Raw genomic sequence first — 14,935 nt, 5'->3', positions numbered from 1 at the left:
GTCTCCGGATTGAGTGGGATGGATCATTGGTGCATCCCTCATAACGGCGGCCCGGGCGGATTCTTTAGGCCCCTGCCTTACATCATAACCTGGACTGTGTGGGCGTCGATCACCGTCCCGGTGATGATCTGTCCCCCCGGTGTGCGGATCTGGATCTGGGTGCCCGGGGCGCCGGATTCCAGGGCCTGTCCCTCGCCGCTGGCGACGAAGCCGACGCCGCGCGCGACGGTGCGGACCTGCTGGCCGCGTTCGATGGTGTTCGGGTCGCGCAGCGCACCGGATTCGATTGCACCTCCGGCGCGGATGCGACGCGTGGCGATCCAGCCGACGATGTGGGCGGGGTCGCCGATCAACCGGCGGTTGCGCAGCAGGTCGCCTTCCCGGGTGTCGAGGTCGTCGAGGCTCAGGATCTCGTCCCGCCGGATCAGGCGGTTAGCCACGAAATAGGTCCCCAGGATCTGGACGCTGGCCTGCACGTAGAGGGTCCAGGGTTGCGGTGCCAGGCAGCGCACCCCCACAGGCGTGCGCGGCTGCAGGCCCGATCCGGCCAGGAAGGCCTCCATTCGCTCACAGGCTGGCTGGTTCACGATGCGCGGCGTGTCCACATGGATGACGGCCCGGCCCGGCCAGGATGCCGCCCGGTCCTTCAGCAGCGCTTCGGCCCGGGCGACGACGGTGGCCGGGTCCTGCAGGGCGGGGCGGTCCGCCTGGGCGCGCCCCTGGCCCGGCAGGGTGGCGGCCAATAGCAGGAAAGACAGAAATCGAAATGCACGCATGGGTTTATTGTAGGTGAAGCCGGTGGCTGGCGGCCGCCCGGGAGGCGGGCCGCAACGGATGAATAGGGCTTCAATCCCCGCTTTGTTTTGGCGTTTATCTCCCTGGCGGGGACCGTACTATGGCGGTGTGCGAAAAAGCCGCGAATGGTCGGGGGATCATTTGGTGCACGGTGGCGCGCACTCCGCTCATCCGTTTCAGTGTAAAGCCATGATCGATCGAATCGGCAAGGACTTCGAGTTCTATCAGAAAGCCCTGGCCCTGCGCCAGCAGCGGCAGGAAATCCTGGCGTCCAATATCGCCAATGCCGACACGCCCAATTACAAGGCGCGCGACATCGATTTCAACGCCACCCTGCGCGAGGCCATGGGAGGCGGCGGCCTGCCGCGACTGCCGGATACGTCCCTGACCCTGACCTCGGCGCGCCACATCCCGGCCAGCGCGCATACCAGCGGCCCCGCCGAGGAATTGTATCGTGTGCCGGCCCAACCCAGCCTGGATGGCAATACGGTTGAAATGGACACTGAACGCACCCAGTTCGCGGACAACACCATGCGCTACCAGACGGACCTTCAGGTTCTGAACGGGCGCATCAAATCCCTGCTGGCCGTGATCCAGCAATAACCGGCCGCGCCACGGAAATCGCCATGTCTACCTTAAGTATCTTCCAGATCGCCGGCTCCGCGCTGTCGGCCCAGTCCCAGCGCATGAATGTGTCGGCCAGCAACATCGCCAATGCCGAAAGCGCCGTCGGTCCCGATGGTCAGCCCTACAAGGCCCGCCAGGTCGTGTTCCAGATGACGCCTTCGGCCCGTTCCGAGGCCGTCGGCGGCGTGCGGGTCGCCTCGGTCCTGGAAAGCAACGCGCCCCCGCGCATCCAGTACGATCCCGGCAACCCCCTGGCGGATGCCAAGGGCTATGTCACCCTGCCCAATGTCGATGTCGTCGCCGAGACCGTCAACATGATTTCCGCATCCCGGTCCTACCAGGCCAACGTGGAAGTCATCAACACGGCCAAGTCGCTGATGGCCAAGACCCTCACTCTGGGTCAATAAGGAGTTCCGCCATGCCCGCCGTGAATGACGTCTACGGTTCGAACACCGCCTCTGCGCTGGCCAATGCGCAGACCAAGAATCTGATGGGCGACACCCAGGACCGTTTTCTGACCCTGTTGGTCACGCAACTGAAGAATCAGGATCCCCTGAACCCCATGGACAACGCCGAGGTCACGTCGCAGATCGCGCAACTGTCCATGGTCAATGGCATCCAGGGCCTGAACAACACCTTGCTGGCCTTGTCGGGCCAGATGGACATGTCCCAGTCCCTGCAGGCCGCAGGCCTGATCGGCAAGGACGTCCTGTATCCGGGCGAGAAAATCTCCCTGGGCACTGATCAGGAATCGGGCGCCAAGGCCGCCACGCCCTTCGGTATCGATCTGATGTCCGGCGCGGCCAAAACCACGGTCACGATCCTGGATTCGGCCGGCAAGGCCGTGCGCAAGATCGAGCTCGACGCCCAGGGCGCCGGCGTCTATCCCATGAGCTGGGATGGTCTGGACGACGCAGGCGCGGCCGTGCCGGACGGAGCCTATACCGTGCAGGTGGCGGCTTCCGACGCCAACGGCCAGCCGGTCTCCGCCGGGACGCTCACCTCGGGTCACATCAACAGCATCGCCTATACATCGGAAGGCCTGAGGCTGAACCTGGCCCTGGGGCAGAAGATTTCCCTGCTGGACATCCGGCAGGTCATGTAATTCAAGGCGGGCGCTTGGCGCGCCGCTTTTCCACGAATCAACGCATCACGCACTGAAAGAGGTCACTTATGGGTTTCGGACAAGGTCTCAGCGGATTGAACGCCGCCTCGCAAAACCTGGACGTCATCGGCAACAATATCGCCAACTCCGGCACCGTGGGCTTCAAGTCCGGATCGGCCACGTTCGCCGACGTCTACGCCAGCTCGCGCGTCGGCCTGGGCGTGCAGGTCGCGTCCATCAACCAGCGCTTCACCACCGGCATCGTGTCGACCTCGGGCAATCAGTTCGACATGGCCATCGACGGGGCCAAGGGCCTGTTCGTGGTGACCCAGCCCAACGGCGCCACGCTCTACACCCGCAACGGCCAGTTCCTGGCCGACAAGGACCACAAGATCGTCAACGCCCAGGGCCAGCAACTGATGGGGTACGCGCCCGGCGGCACCAACCTGATCGGCATGACCGTGCCGGTGGGCAACATTGCGCCGCAGGCGACCAACACGTTGACCAACAAGGTCAATGTGGATGCCAATGCGACCGTCATTGTCGAGGCGGCGCGTCCGTTTGATCCGAACGATGGCGAGTCCTTCTCCAAGATGACCCCCCTGACGGTTTACGATTCGCTGGGCAATCAGCATACCGTTGAGCAGTACTATGTCAAACGGGCGGTCACGGGGGTTGCGCCGAACGAAGTCAATAATTGGGATGTCTACATCAAGGTGGATGGCAACATCGTGGATGCTGCGACAGGAGCCGTTGTGCCTCCGGTAGTACCGGTGGTGGCAAACTCCTACCCACCTGCCGCGCAACTGCGATTCGATAAGGAAGGCCGGTTGGATCCAGCGACGGCCAACTACGTATTGAACTACAACGTGCCCGTCATTGGCGGAGCGGCTGCGCAGCCTCTGGCCATCAACGTCAGCTATGGCGGCTCCACGCAGTTCGGCGGCAGTTATTCCCAGGACTTCGTCCAGAACGGCTACGCCACCGGCGAATACGCCAGCATGTCCATCGGCGCCAATGGCGAGTTGATCGCCAACTACACCAATGGCGCCAAGCAGACCATGGGTACGCTGGCCCTGGCCGACTTCGCCAACCTGCAGGGTCTGCAGCCGGTGGGCGGCAACGCCTGGGCCGAGACCGCCAATTCCGGCCAGCCGATCTACGGCACGCCGGGCAGCAACGGCTTGGCCACGATCAAGGGCCAGGCGGTGGAAGAGTCCAATGTGGACATGAGCCAGGAACTGGTCAACATGATCATCGCCCAGCGCACCTACCAGGCCAACGCCCAGACGATCAAGACGCAGGACCAGGTGCTGCAGACCCTCATTACGCTGCGCTAAGCGGATAGCCCGGCATGGATCGCATCCTCTACACCGCCTCCAACGGCGCGGCCCGCATCCTGGAACAGCAGTCGGTCATCGCCAACAACATGGCCAACGTGGCCACGACCGGATTCCGCGAGCAGATGGCGATCTACCGGTCCGTGCCGGTGGTGCCCCAGGCGGGCGAGCTGCCCACCCGGGTCAGCACCGTGGCCTCCACACCGGGCAGCCATTTCCGCCAGGGCATCATGGCGGAGACCGGCCACGCCCTGGACGCGGCCATCGCCGGGGACGGTTGGTTCGCCGTGCAGACGCCTCAGGGCGAGGCCTATACCCGGGCAGGCGAATTCGCCGTCAACGAACAGAATCAACTGGTCACGCATACCGGCCTGCCGGTGTTGTCCGCCGACGGCGGTCCCATCGAGATCCCCGAACGCGGCAGCGTGACGTTCGCCACGGACGGCCAGATCAGCGCCCTGGGCGCGGGCGACAATCCGCGCGACATTCAACTGCTGGCGCAGTTGAAGCTGGTCAATCCGCCCAAGGACCAGTTGGTGCGTGGTGACGATGGTCTGTTCCGCACGGCGGGCGGCCAGCCCGTCCAGCCGGACGAGACGGTCAAGATCGCACCCGGCTTTATCGAGAAAAGCAACGTCAATCCGGCTGCCGCGATGGTGGCCATGATTTCCAACGCCCGCCAGTTCGAGCTGCAGATGCAGGTCATCAAGAACGCCAGCACCAACGAAGAGCGCGGCAATTCGATTCTTTCGGCGGCGGGCTGAGCCCGCCGCCCCTTTGAACAGGCACGACTGACATGATACGTTCCCTGTGGATCGCCAAGACTGGTCTGGAAACCCAGCAGACCAGCATGGATGTGATTTCCAACAACCTGGCCAACGTCAACACCACGGGCTTCAAGCGCAGCCGGGCCGTGTTCGAGGATCTGATGTATCAGACCCTGCGCCAGCCCGGCGCCAGCGTCGGTGCGGCCAATCAGCTTCCTTCGGGTCTTCAGATCGGCACTGGTGCGCGCACCGTGGCCACCGAGCGCATCCACACCCAGGGCAACCTGAAGGAAACCGGCAATACGCTGGACGTGGCCATCCAGGGCAATGGTTTCCTGCAGGTGGAGATGCCCGATGGCTCTTTCACCTACACCCGAGACGGCAGCATCCAGCGTGACCAGAACGGCATGCTGGTCACGGCGGGCGGCTACCCCATCCAGCCGGGCATCAATATTCCCGACAACGCGCTGTCCATCACGATCGCGCGTGACGGCACGGTGTCCGTGACCCAGCCGGGCGCGACCGGGACCAACGTCGAGGTCGGCCAGCTGCAACTGGCGACCTTCATCAACCCGACCGGCCTGCAGAGCATGGGCGAGAACCTGTACGCGGAGACCGACGCCTCGGGTCCGGCCAATCTGCTGCAGCCCGGCCTGGACGGCGCGGGCGTCCTGTTGCAGAACTACGTGGAAACTTCCAACGTCAATGTGGCCGAAGAACTGGTGAACATGATCACCACCCAGCGCGCCTTCGAGATGAACAGCAAGGCGGTGCAGACGTCCGATCAGATGCTCGCCCGCCTGACCCAGTTGTAATACAGGATGCCCATGAAGGGATTGCGTTGTGTGGCGGGAGCGTGGGCGGCAACGCTGGCGCTGGTCCTGTCCGGGTGCGCGCTGGTGCCGCCCGAACCCATCGTCACGGGGCCGCTGACCGCGCCGCCTCCGCCGCCGGCACTGCCCGCCGCGGAAGCCAATGGGTCCATCTATCAGCCCACCGCCTATGGCAACTATCCCTTGTTCGAGGATCGACGGCCGCGCAATGTGGGCGACATCGTCACCATCGTCATTCAGGAAAAGACCAACGCCGCCAAGAACGTCAATACCACCACCGATCGTAGTGGCTCCGCGTCCATGGGCATCGGTCTGGCCCCGGCGATCCTGCCCACCGATCTGGGGGCCAAGCAGAATTTCGACGCAACCGGCGGCAATAAGTCCAAAGGCACGGGCTCCAGCAGCGCGACCAACGTCTTCTCGGGCACGTTGACGACCACGGTCATCGGCGTGCTGCCCAACGGCAACCTGCAAATCGCCGGCGAAAAGCAGATCGCCATCAATCGCGGCAGCGAGTACGTTCGTTTTTCCGGTGTGGTGGATCCGCGTTCGATCACGGGCAACAACACGGTATCCTCCACCCAGGTGGCCGACGCCCGTATCGAATACCGCAGCAAGGGCGTGATGGACGAGGTCCAGACCATGGGCTGGCTGCAGCGCTTCTTCCTCAACATCGCCCCGTTCTGACGCCATGGCCGCATCGCTGATTCCGACTTCCTTCCTCGTGCGCCGCCTGGCCGCCGGCGCACTGGCGCTGTGCCTGGGCGCGCTCTTGCCCCTGGGCGCCGCCCAGGCCGAACGCATCAAGGATCTGGCGTCCTTCACCGGCGTGCGTGAAAACCAGTTGATCGGCTACGGCCTGGTGGTCGGCCTGGATGGCAGCGGTGACCAGGTGCGCCAGACGCCCTTCACCCAGCAGAGCCTGACCAACATGCTGTCCCAGTTGGGCGTGACCGTGCCCCAGGGCACCAATATGCAGGTCAAGAACGTCGCCGCCGTCATGGTGACGTCGCGCCTGCCCGCTTTCGCCCAGCCGGGCCAGAGCCTGGACGTGGTGGTGTCGTCCATGGGCAACGCCAAGAGTCTGCGCGGCGGCACGTTGCTGATGACGCCGCTCAAGGGCGCCAACGGCCAGGTCTACGCCCTGGCCCAGGGCAACCTGCTGGTCGGTGGCGCTGGCGCGTCCCAGGGCGGAGCCAGCGTCCAGGTCAATCAGTTGAACGGCGGCATCATCCCCGATGGCGCCATTGTCGAGCGCGGCGTACCCACGACCTATGCGCAGAACGGTGTCGTACGCCTGGAACTGAACACCAGCGACTTCGGCATCGCCCAGAACGTCGTGGCGGCGCTCAACCGCAAATTCGGCGCCCAGACGGCAACCGCCGTCAATGGCCGCACCATCGAGTTGCGGGCGCCCTCGGACCCCAAGGCACAGCTCGCCTTCCTGTCCCAGGTCGAGAATCTGCAGGTCGGCCTGCCGCCCGCCCGCGCCCGGGTGGTCGTCAACGCTCGTACGGGCTCGGTGGTCATGAACCGTACCGTCACCATTGATGAGGCCGCCATCGCCTACGGCAACCTGTCGGTCACCATCAGCCCGCAACAGCAGGTCAGTCAGCCGAACACGCCCTTTGGCGGCGGCCAGACCGTGGTGACGCAGAACACCCAGATTGAAATGCGCAGCGAAGGCGGCGCCATCAAGCGCGTCACCACCAGCGCCAATCTGGCCGACGTGGTCCGGGCGCTGAACGCCCTGGGCGCGACCCCGCAGGATCTGCTGTCCATCCTGCAGAACCTGAAGAGCGCCGGCGCTTTGCGCGCCGACCTGGAAGTGATCTGAGTTTGCCATGGGATTCGTGTCGCATTCGCCTTTGATGACCCCTGACGCGACGCCTTCGGCGCTGGATTTCAGCAGCCTGAACGCTTTGAAGCAGGGGGTGCGGGCCGGGGGGAATGCCGCGCAGGATCAGCAGCGCGAGGTCGCGCGCCAGTTCGAGGCGATCTTCATTCAGATGATGCTCAAACAGGCGCGCCAGCAATCGGCGCAAATGCCTTCGCTGTTCGATTCCCAGGCGACGCGCATGGCCCAGAGCATGAGCGACGAACAGGCGGCGCTGGCCATGGCCAATCCCGGCATCGGGCTGGCCGACGCGCTGATGGCGCAGATGCAGGGCGGGGTGCTGAGGCAATCGGCCGATCCTCTGGCCAATCCCCCCGAGGCGGCCCGCTCGCGCCTGCCGGGCCTGCAGTCGCGCATTGGCGAGGGCCGCCGCGAAATGGCCGATTCCATCGGCTCCCTGATCGACCTGCTGGCGCGGCGCGGAGCGGGCGACCGGATCGGCGGAGCCATCCAGGGCGCGCCGGCGCACATCCGGACCTTCGTGGACCGCATGGGCGCCGCCGCCGAACTGGCGTCCCGGCGCAGCGGCGTCCCGGCCAAGCTGATCCTCAGCCAGGCGGCGCTCGAGTCCGGCTGGGGCGAGCGCGAAATCCGGCGCCCTGATGGCCGCAGCAGCCACAACCTGTTCGGCATCAAGGCCGGCGGTGGCTGGCGCGGCGAGGTGGTCAATGTCATGACCACCGAGTATGACGAGGGCGGGGTGGCGCATCGCGTGTCGCAGCCGTTCCGGGCCTATGGATCCTATGCGGAATCCTTCCAGGATTATGCCGCGCTGATTGGCGGCAGCGACCGCTACGGCAAGGTCGTGGCCGCGCCTTCCGCCGAGGCCGCCGCCCGCCGCATCCAGGAAGCCGGCTACGCCACCGACCCGGGCTATGCCGACAAGCTGATCTCCATCATGGGCTATTTCAACGCGCGTTGAGGGGGCACGGTGCTTGTGATGGGCCTAAATTTCCGGTCGCATCTGCCGTTATGATCAGGGAAGAATTCCGGCGCGCGCCGATCCGGCGCCGCCGCAACCGATAGGATTGCAGCATATGAATCTGGCGAATCTCGGCAAAGCGGGCCTTCTGGTCGCGCAAAACCGTCTGCAGACGGCGGGACACAATATCAACAATGCCGCTACCGCCGGCTATAACCGCCAGACTGTCCTGTCGCAGACGGCGGGGGCCACGCCGACCTCGGGCGGCTGGATCGGCCGGGGCGTGCAGGCCGTCAGCGTGCAACGTTCCTATGACAATTTCCTGCAGAACCAGCTCACCAGTTCGCTGACGCGCGGCGCGGCCCTCAAGACCTACGGCGATCAGATCAGCCAGATCAACAATCTGGTGGCCGACCGGACCGTGGGCATTTCTCCGGGCATTCAGAAGTTCTTCGACAGTCTGGACGCGGTGGCCTCGGCGCCTGCCGATGTGGCCGCCCGCCAGGAACTCATCGGCCAGGCCAACAGTCTGGCGGCTCAGGTCCGCGATGCCAATGCCTTCCTGGACAGCCAGCGAACCAACATCAACACCCAGGTCGACACGACGGTCACCCAGATCAACAGCTACCTGGATCGCATTCAGGACCTGAATCGTCAGATCACCACGGCCAAGGCCACCAATCCGGGCCAGCCGCCCAACGACCTGCTGGATCAGCGCGACCAACTGGTGTCCGACCTGGGCCAGCTCGTGGACGTCAAGGCCTACGAGCAGGACGACCGTATCAGCCTCACGATCGGCAATGGCCAGACCGTGCTGGGCGGGGATACGGTCTTCCATCTGGAAACCCATCTTTCCAAGGCGGATCCCACTCGGCTCGCGGTCAACTACACCACGAAGGACGCGGCGGGCAACTCCATTCCTATCGAGATGGACGACAAGCAGATCACCGGCGGCAAGCTGGGCGGTCTGCTGGCGTTCCGTTCCGACGCGCTGGACGCCACCCAGAACGACCTGGGACGCATCGCCCTGGGGATTTCCATTGCGCTGAACGAGCAGCACGTCCAGGGCTACGACCTGTCCGGTACGCCGGGTGGTGAGTTTTTCAACGTCGGCACACCCAAAGTCATCGGCAACGAGAAGAACAGCGCCACGGCGGGAACGCCGACCGCCAGCTATGTGCCTGGCGAATTGTCCCAGATCACCAACCAGGATTATCGGGTCGAATTCGACGGTACGGATTACACCGTCACGCGGGTGCCCGAAGGCACGGCGCTGATACCCACGGTGGCGGGCACCACCTTGAGCTTCGATGGCGTGGCCATCGATACGGCGGGCATGGTCCCCGCGGCGGGCGACAGCTGGCTGGTTCAGCCCACGCGCGACGCGGCGGGCGCGATGACCGTGACGATCACCGATCCGGAAAAGGTTGCCGCGGCCGGCGAGGCGTCCCCGGGTGTGGGTGCGGGCACAGCCAACGGCGACAATGCCCTGGAACTGGCCGCATTGCGTTCCAAGAAGATCCTGGCCAACGGTTCCATGGGCATGAACGAGGCCTATTCTCAACTGGTCAATACCGTGGCGGTCAAGACCCAGCAGAACACCACCGCGCAGAAGGCCCAGGAAACCCTGGTTGCCCAGAACTATTCCGCTCAGCAGGCCGTCTCCGGCGTCAACCTGGACGAGGAGTACATCAATCTGCAGCAATATCAGGAACAATATCGCGCCGCCGCGCGCCTGATCGACACCGCTTCGACGCTGTTCGACACGCTGCTCGCCCTGCGCAACTAAGTCGCGACCGTTTCAGGAATTCATCATGCGTATCAGTTCCAGCCTCGTTTTCCAGACCGGCCTGAAGACCATCAACACCCAGCAGTCCGATCTGCTCCACCTGTATCAGCAGATCGGCACAGGCCAGAAAATGGTCACCCCGGCCGACGATCCTCTGGGCGCTTCCCAGGCGATCAATCTGTCGCAGTCCCAGGCGCAGAACGCCCGCTATGCGGACAACCGTTCGGTCGCCAACCAGAACCTGGGCACGGAGGAAGACGCGCTCAGCAGCCTGACGCTGCTGTTGCAGGACGTGCGCACCCGGTTGGTCGAGGTCGGCAACGGCACGCTGTCGGACGCCGATCGCAGCACCTTGGCCGGTATTCTGCGCCAGGCCCGGGACACCGCGCTGGGCATCGCCAATACCACCGACGGTAACGGGCAGTACCTGTTTTCCGGTTCCAGGGGCGACATCCCGGCCTATGACGCCGGCGGAAACTACAGCGGCGACGCGTTGCAGCGCCTGATCCAGGCCGACCAGACCCGTCGGATCCCGGGCAGCGACGTCGGCGCGGATGTCTTCGAGCGCGCCCAGCCCGGGTCGCGGGACTACCTGTCGAAGGCCGATGCCGGCAATACCGGCACGGCCATCCTGGGCAGCGCCGAGATCATCGATTACACGCTAGGCAACGGCGACGCCAAGTTCTCGTTCAGCATCCAGTTCAATCCCACCGCCACGAGCTACACGGTGACGACGACGGATGTGTCGACGAACCCTCCCGGTGCGCCTGTGGTCGGGGCTCCACAGCCTTGGGTTGCGGGCCAGCTGTCGCTTGATCTGGGCCAGGGCACCACCCTGGAAATCAAGGGCGAGCCGGCGGGTGGCGACACGTTCACGGCCGAACCTCTCAAGCATTCGACCGTGCCGGGGCAGACCCCCCTGAACCTGTTCCAGGCCCTGGGCGACCTGGCCGATGCGCTGGATCAGCCCGCGCAGGGCGACGAGCGGGCCCAGGCGCACCTGCGCAATCTCATGAATACCACCTCGCAGACGCTGGCCACCCTGTATGATAATGTGCTGACGGTTCGCGCCTCCGTGGGCGCTCGCATGAACGAGCTGACCGCCCTGGACAACACCGGCACCCAGCGCAATCTGGGCTACACCAAGGCGCTGTCCGGCATCGAAGACCTGGACTATTACGAGGCCTCCACCCAGCTCAGCCTGCGCAAGATGGCGCTGGAAGGCGCGGGCCTCGCGTTCCAGACGATCCAGGGTCTGAGCCTGTTCAACCGGAACCGGTAATCCGGGGCGGATTCCCGGCTTGGCATTCGGTACCCCCGGAATTGCTCCGGCAATCCCGGACCGCGCCATCCATCGATCGGAGGCATGGCGCAATCCCGACGAATAGGGCCGACAAGGCCCTATTTTCTTTGGAAGCATCCCGGTGCCGCCATGGCATGCTGGGGCACCGATGAGGTAGAGGCGACATGAAGAAGATTTCCGTGGCATTGTCCCTACGCGCCCGGCTGACGCTGGTCGTGGTGCTGCTGTCTTTGCTGACTTTCGCGGCGGTTGGCAGCGCCTGGTTCGTGCAAAGAGAAAGCCAGCGCACGGTGGGACAGCTGTCGGCCATCGGAGTCCAGGCGAACTCCGATGTCAAGAACGCCTACATCTACGCTCAGCAGGCGGCCACACAGGTTGACGGGGCGTTGGGGATCGCGAATGAAAAGCAGCGTCTCTGGGAATTGGGGCAGGCCGACCAGTTGTTGAAGCGCTCGCGCGACAGCATGGCGTCCCTGAAAGCGTCGGGCGCCCTGGCCGGCTCGTCTGGGGAGTCCCTGCAGCACATGCTGGACGCGTCCTTCAACGATTACTGGACTCAGGTCGAGAACCTGCGCGATTTCGCGGCCAAGCAGGATGCCAAGGGTTTCGAGGCGTTGAAGCGCGGCCGTCTGCGTGGCGCGGCGCGGGGCATGGACCGCGTATTCGGCCAGTTCGACACATTCATCCAGGATCGCAGTTCCGCTTCGCGCGACGAGCTGGCGCTGTTGTTCCATCGCGCCAACATCGGTCTGCTGGTGCTGCTTGCCGTGGCCGTGGTGCTGGCCTTGCTGGCCTACCGGATCCTGATCCGCACCGTGCTGCGGCCTTTGCAGGCGGTCGGGCGCCACCTGCAGCGGATCGCGGGCGGCGATCTGCGCGTGTCCATCGTGCCGCGCTCGAATGACGAGATCGGCGCCTTGCTGCGCGGCTTGAAGGCGATGCGCGACGGTCTGGAGACCATGATCTCCGGGGTGCGCAGCCGGATGGGGCAGATGACCGCCGGCGTTCAGCGCATTGCGGCGGGCAATCTGGATCTGAGCAGCCGGACGGACGAACAGGCTGCGGCGCTGCAACAGACGGCGGCCAGCATGGAGCAGCTCGCCAGCACGGTCAAGCAGAATGCCGACAATGCCCAGCAGGCCAATCAACTGGCGCATACCGCGTCCCAGGTGGCTTCGCGCGGCGGCGAGGTGGTGGGCGAGGTCGTCGCTACCATGGAAGGCATCTCCGGCAGCTCGCAGAAGATCGCCGACATCGTGGGCGTGATCGACAGCATCGCCTTCCAGACCAATATCCTGGCGTTGAACGCCGCGGTCGAGGCCGCCCGTGCCGGAGAGCAAGGCCGCGGCTTTGCCGTGGTCGCTGGCGAGGTCCGGGCGCTGGCGCAGCGCTCGGCGGGCGCCGCCAAGGAAATCAAGACGCTGATCGATGATTCCGTCAGCCGGGTCGGCGCGGGTTCGTCGCAAGTCCAGCGGGCGGGCGAGACCATGCGGGAGATCGTCGAGGCGGTCACCCGTGTGTCGGACATCATGAGCGAGATCACCGCGGCCACCATCGAGCAGTCTTCGGGGATCGATCAGATCAATCTGGCGGTTGCGCAGATGGATTCCGTGACCCAGCAGAACGCCCTGCTGGTGCAGCAGGCGGCGGAATCGGCGGGGTCGCTGGAGTCCCTGGCCACCGAAGTGGGTCAGGCGCTGGCGGTGTTTCAGGTCGGCGACGCCGCCGATCATGACGCTGCGCCGCGTTTGAGCATGCAGGCGCAGACGATGGCATCGACCGGGCAACCCGATCCGATGCCATCGTCTGCGCGCACCTTACGGGCCGCGCGCGGGGATCGTCCGGACGGCGTCGCCGCGCCGCGACTGCCCGACGAGCGGCCTGCCGAAACTGCGCGCCGGTCGGCGCGCGAGGAAGAATGGGAGGAGTTCTGAACATGGGGTTTTTCTTTGCGCGCCGCTTGACCGGACGTGCTTCGTCAGAGGCTTCTTCTGGCTCCGGACGGCTCGGTTGGGCCGCGCTGACGGTGTCGGTGGCGCTGCTCTCGGCCTGCGCGTCCACCGGGGAATCCTTCAACACGGCGGGCCTGAACCGCATCGTGGCGGGCCGCACGACCCTGGAACAGGCGTCCGGTTATCTGGGCGCTGCGCCGGCGGACGTCTGGCGTCAGGGCGATAGCACGCTGGCACGCTGGGCCTACAAGGGAACCATCGCCACGGACGCCGTGTATTTCCGGCAAGAGGCCTGGTTGCGTTTCGGCCCGGACGGCACGTTTCAGCGCATGGAAAATTCCGTCAATCTGCCCTTGAACCGTCGCCCCCGGACGGCCGAGGAGGCCGACCGGGAAGCCCGTGCGGAACAAGACCGGATCGCGCACCAGGCAGTGTCCGGCCAGCATCCGAAAGCGGGGGCGGAGGCGGCGACGGTGGAGGAGGCGGGGGGCGCCATGCCCGTCGCCGTACCGGCCGCCGAGACCATCCAGCCCGCGTCACTGGCCATCCCGCCTTCCGCCACGCCGCCGGCCGCCAGTCCGTCCGTGCAATCGGCCAGACCGGTGCGGGGAGGCCGTTCCTCCCGGACCGGCCGAACCGCTTCGGCGAAGAAGCCGACCGCGCCGGGCACGAAGCCGGTCGACAATCCGCTGTTGCCGGCCGGCACGAAGGTCATTCCCGGGGTCACCTATCCGCTGCAAAAGAAAAACCCTTGAGTCCGCCGGGCCCGCAAGTCGCGGCCTGGCGCTTCTTATCGAGACTCGACCTACAGCCCCGCGAAGCCGCGTGCGATGCGGGCCATGGCCTGATATCCGCTTTCGAACAGGCTGGCCAGGAAGTCGTCGCTCTGGGGCAGCACGATGGCCAGCGTGATCAGGCCCGTGGTCAGCGAGATCGGAAAGCCGATGGCGAATACCGACAACTGCTGCGCCGTGCGGTTCAGGATCCCCATGGCCAGATTGATGGTCAGCAGCACGATGACCAGTGGCAGCGCCAGCAGCGTACCGGAAATCCAGAGCTGGGCGCTCCAGTCAAGCAGCGCTCCCCAGCCGTCGGCCATCAGGGGCGCCCCCACGGGCAGCAGGTCGAAAGTACGGATCAAGCCATCGAGCATCAGCAGATGGCCGTTCACCGCCAGGAAGGTGAGCATGGCCACCAGGTTGATCAGCCGCGACAGCACCGCTGTGTTGGCGCCGGTGGCGGGATCGAAGAACGAGGCGAAGGCCAGACCCATTTTCAGGCCCACGAATTCCCCCGCCATCATGACGGCCGTGAAGACCAGCCGCATGCACAGGCCCAGCGCCATACCGATCAGCACCTGTTGTACGGCGATCAGCAGTCCGCTCCAGGAGGCTGGCGCGACGTCCGGCATCGTGCCGATCAGGGGCGCGGCGACCAGGGTGATGGCGACGGATACGCCGATCTTCACGCGCATGGGGACGGACGACTCACTGAACACCGGCGCGAGCGCCACCAGACCGGCGATGCGGAACAGGGGCCACAGCAGGCCGTTGATCCAGTCGTAGAGCTGATCGATCTGGAAAGAAATCATGGCCCTGTGCGGGG

The 14,935-nt window shown here is 65.2% G+C and carries 15 protein-coding genes; 13 read left to right on the top strand and 2 right to left on the bottom strand.

Annotation, left to right across the window (positions count from 1 at the left end; translation table 11 throughout):
* Positions 1 to 77: 77 nt before the first annotated feature.
* On the bottom strand, positions 78 to 776 hold the full coding sequence (gene flgA / locus O4H32_RS11885) for a flagellar basal body P-ring formation chaperone FlgA (protein ID WP_269359431.1): 699 nt from the start codon (positions 774 to 776) through the stop codon (positions 78 to 80).
* Positions 777 to 984: 208 nt separating this feature from the next.
* Between flgA and flgB the strand changes: the two genes are divergently transcribed.
* From flgB to O4H32_RS11820, 13 genes are all read left to right on the top strand, one after another.
* Entirely contained in the window at positions 985 to 1,398 is a 414-nt protein-coding gene (gene flgB, locus O4H32_RS11880; RefSeq protein WP_269359429.1) for a flagellar basal body rod protein FlgB, read from the top strand.
* 23 nt (positions 1,399 to 1,421) lie between these two features.
* On the top strand, positions 1,422 to 1,829 hold the full coding sequence (gene flgC / locus O4H32_RS11875; protein ID WP_269359427.1) for a flagellar basal body rod protein FlgC: 408 nt from the start codon (positions 1,422 to 1,424) through the stop codon (positions 1,827 to 1,829).
* An 11-nt stretch (positions 1,830 to 1,840) separates the two neighbouring features.
* Positions 1,841 to 2,527, top strand: coding sequence for a flagellar hook capping FlgD N-terminal domain-containing protein (locus O4H32_RS11870; protein WP_269359425.1), 687 nt, complete (start codon positions 1,841 to 1,843; stop codon positions 2,525 to 2,527).
* Positions 2,528 to 2,595: 68 nt separating this feature from the next.
* Positions 2,596 to 3,867 carry a flagellar hook protein FlgE gene (gene flgE, locus O4H32_RS11865; RefSeq protein ID WP_269359423.1) on the top strand — a complete coding sequence of 424 codons (1,272 nt, stop codon included), beginning with the start codon at positions 2,596 to 2,598 and terminating at the stop codon, positions 3,865 to 3,867.
* Between the two features lie 14 nt (positions 3,868 to 3,881).
* Positions 3,882 to 4,631, top strand: coding sequence for a flagellar basal-body rod protein FlgF (gene flgF / locus O4H32_RS11860; protein WP_269359421.1), 750 nt, complete (start codon positions 3,882 to 3,884; stop codon positions 4,629 to 4,631).
* Between the two features lie 32 nt (positions 4,632 to 4,663).
* Entirely contained in the window at positions 4,664 to 5,449 is a 786-nt protein-coding gene (flgG, locus tag O4H32_RS11855; RefSeq protein WP_269359419.1) for a flagellar basal-body rod protein FlgG, read from the top strand.
* Between the two features lie 6 nt (positions 5,450 to 5,455).
* On the top strand, positions 5,456 to 6,154 hold the full coding sequence (locus tag O4H32_RS11850; RefSeq protein ID WP_269359417.1) for a flagellar basal body L-ring protein FlgH: 699 nt from the start codon (positions 5,456 to 5,458) through the stop codon (positions 6,152 to 6,154).
* Positions 6,155 to 6,158: 4 nt separating this feature from the next.
* Positions 6,159 to 7,304 carry a flagellar basal body P-ring protein FlgI gene (locus tag O4H32_RS11845; RefSeq protein ID WP_269359415.1) on the top strand — a complete coding sequence of 382 codons (1,146 nt, stop codon included), beginning with the start codon at positions 6,159 to 6,161 and terminating at the stop codon, positions 7,302 to 7,304.
* A gap of 7 nt (positions 7,305 to 7,311) precedes the next feature.
* The gene (flgJ, locus tag O4H32_RS11840; protein WP_407932653.1) at positions 7,312 to 8,286 is read left to right on the top strand and encodes a flagellar assembly peptidoglycan hydrolase FlgJ; all 975 of its coding nucleotides are present in this window, start codon (positions 7,312 to 7,314) and stop codon (positions 8,284 to 8,286) included.
* 115 nt (positions 8,287 to 8,401) lie between these two features.
* A complete protein-coding gene (gene flgK / locus O4H32_RS11835; RefSeq protein ID WP_269359411.1) occupies positions 8,402 to 10,075 on the top strand; it encodes a flagellar hook-associated protein FlgK in 1,674 nt (557 codons plus the stop codon).
* 25 nt (positions 10,076 to 10,100) lie between these two features.
* Positions 10,101 to 11,357 (top strand): flagellar hook-associated protein FlgL, encoded by a 1,257-nt coding sequence (flgL, locus tag O4H32_RS11830; protein WP_269359409.1) that lies wholly within the window; start codon positions 10,101 to 10,103, stop codon positions 11,355 to 11,357.
* Between the two features lie 185 nt (positions 11,358 to 11,542).
* A complete protein-coding gene (locus O4H32_RS11825; RefSeq protein WP_269359407.1) occupies positions 11,543 to 13,312 on the top strand; it encodes a methyl-accepting chemotaxis protein in 1,770 nt (589 codons plus the stop codon).
* A 2-nt stretch (positions 13,313 to 13,314) separates the two neighbouring features.
* A complete protein-coding gene (locus O4H32_RS11820) occupies positions 13,315 to 14,085 on the top strand; it encodes a hypothetical protein (protein WP_269359405.1) in 771 nt (256 codons plus the stop codon).
* Positions 14,086 to 14,135: 50 nt separating this feature from the next.
* Here the strand turns inward: O4H32_RS11820 and fliR are convergent, their stop codons facing one another.
* Complete coding sequence (fliR, locus tag O4H32_RS11815; RefSeq protein ID WP_269359403.1) at positions 14,136 to 14,921, bottom strand: flagellar biosynthetic protein FliR; 786 nt, start codon at positions 14,919 to 14,921, stop codon at positions 14,136 to 14,138.
* Positions 14,922 to 14,935 lie beyond the last annotated feature (14 nt).

It is taken from the genome of Castellaniella denitrificans (assembly GCF_027214045.1).
Classification (GTDB): domain Bacteria; phylum Pseudomonadota; class Gammaproteobacteria; order Burkholderiales; family Burkholderiaceae_B; genus Castellaniella; species Castellaniella denitrificans_A.
This window is presented reverse-complemented; position numbering and strand designations above follow the sequence as displayed.

Excerpts from the sequence above, each read along its gene's own strand:
- flgK (WP_269359411.1), top strand. The coding sequence starts at position 8,402 with ATGAATCTGGCGAATCTCGGCAAAGCGGGCCTTCTGGTCGCGCAAAAC.
- fliR (WP_269359403.1), bottom strand. The coding sequence starts at position 14,921 with ATGATTTCTTTCCAGATCGATCAGCTCTACGACTGGATCAACGGCCTG.
- O4H32_RS11850 (WP_269359417.1), top strand. The coding sequence starts at position 5,456 with ATGCCCATGAAGGGATTGCGTTGTGTGGCGGGAGCGTGGGCGGCAACG.
- flgE (WP_269359423.1), top strand. The coding sequence starts at position 2,596 with ATGGGTTTCGGACAAGGTCTCAGCGGATTGAACGCCGCCTCGCAAAAC.
- flgC (WP_269359427.1), top strand. The coding sequence starts at position 1,422 with ATGTCTACCTTAAGTATCTTCCAGATCGCCGGCTCCGCGCTGTCGGCC.
- O4H32_RS11870 (WP_269359425.1), top strand. The coding sequence starts at position 1,841 with ATGCCCGCCGTGAATGACGTCTACGGTTCGAACACCGCCTCTGCGCTG.
- O4H32_RS11825 (WP_269359407.1), top strand. The coding sequence starts at position 11,543 with ATGAAGAAGATTTCCGTGGCATTGTCCCTACGCGCCCGGCTGACGCTG.
- O4H32_RS11820 (WP_269359405.1), top strand. The coding sequence starts at position 13,315 with ATGGGGTTTTTCTTTGCGCGCCGCTTGACCGGACGTGCTTCGTCAGAG.
- flgF (WP_269359421.1), top strand. The coding sequence starts at position 3,882 with ATGGATCGCATCCTCTACACCGCCTCCAACGGCGCGGCCCGCATCCTG.
- O4H32_RS11845 (WP_269359415.1), top strand. The coding sequence starts at position 6,159 with ATGGCCGCATCGCTGATTCCGACTTCCTTCCTCGTGCGCCGCCTGGCC.
- flgA (WP_269359431.1), bottom strand. The coding sequence starts at position 776 with ATGCGTGCATTTCGATTTCTGTCTTTCCTGCTATTGGCCGCCACCCTG.
- flgJ (WP_407932653.1), top strand. The coding sequence starts at position 7,312 with ATGGGATTCGTGTCGCATTCGCCTTTGATGACCCCTGACGCGACGCCT.
- flgG (WP_269359419.1), top strand. The coding sequence starts at position 4,664 with ATGATACGTTCCCTGTGGATCGCCAAGACTGGTCTGGAAACCCAGCAG.
- flgB (WP_269359429.1), top strand. The coding sequence starts at position 985 with ATGATCGATCGAATCGGCAAGGACTTCGAGTTCTATCAGAAAGCCCTG.
- flgL (WP_269359409.1), top strand. The coding sequence starts at position 10,101 with ATGCGTATCAGTTCCAGCCTCGTTTTCCAGACCGGCCTGAAGACCATC.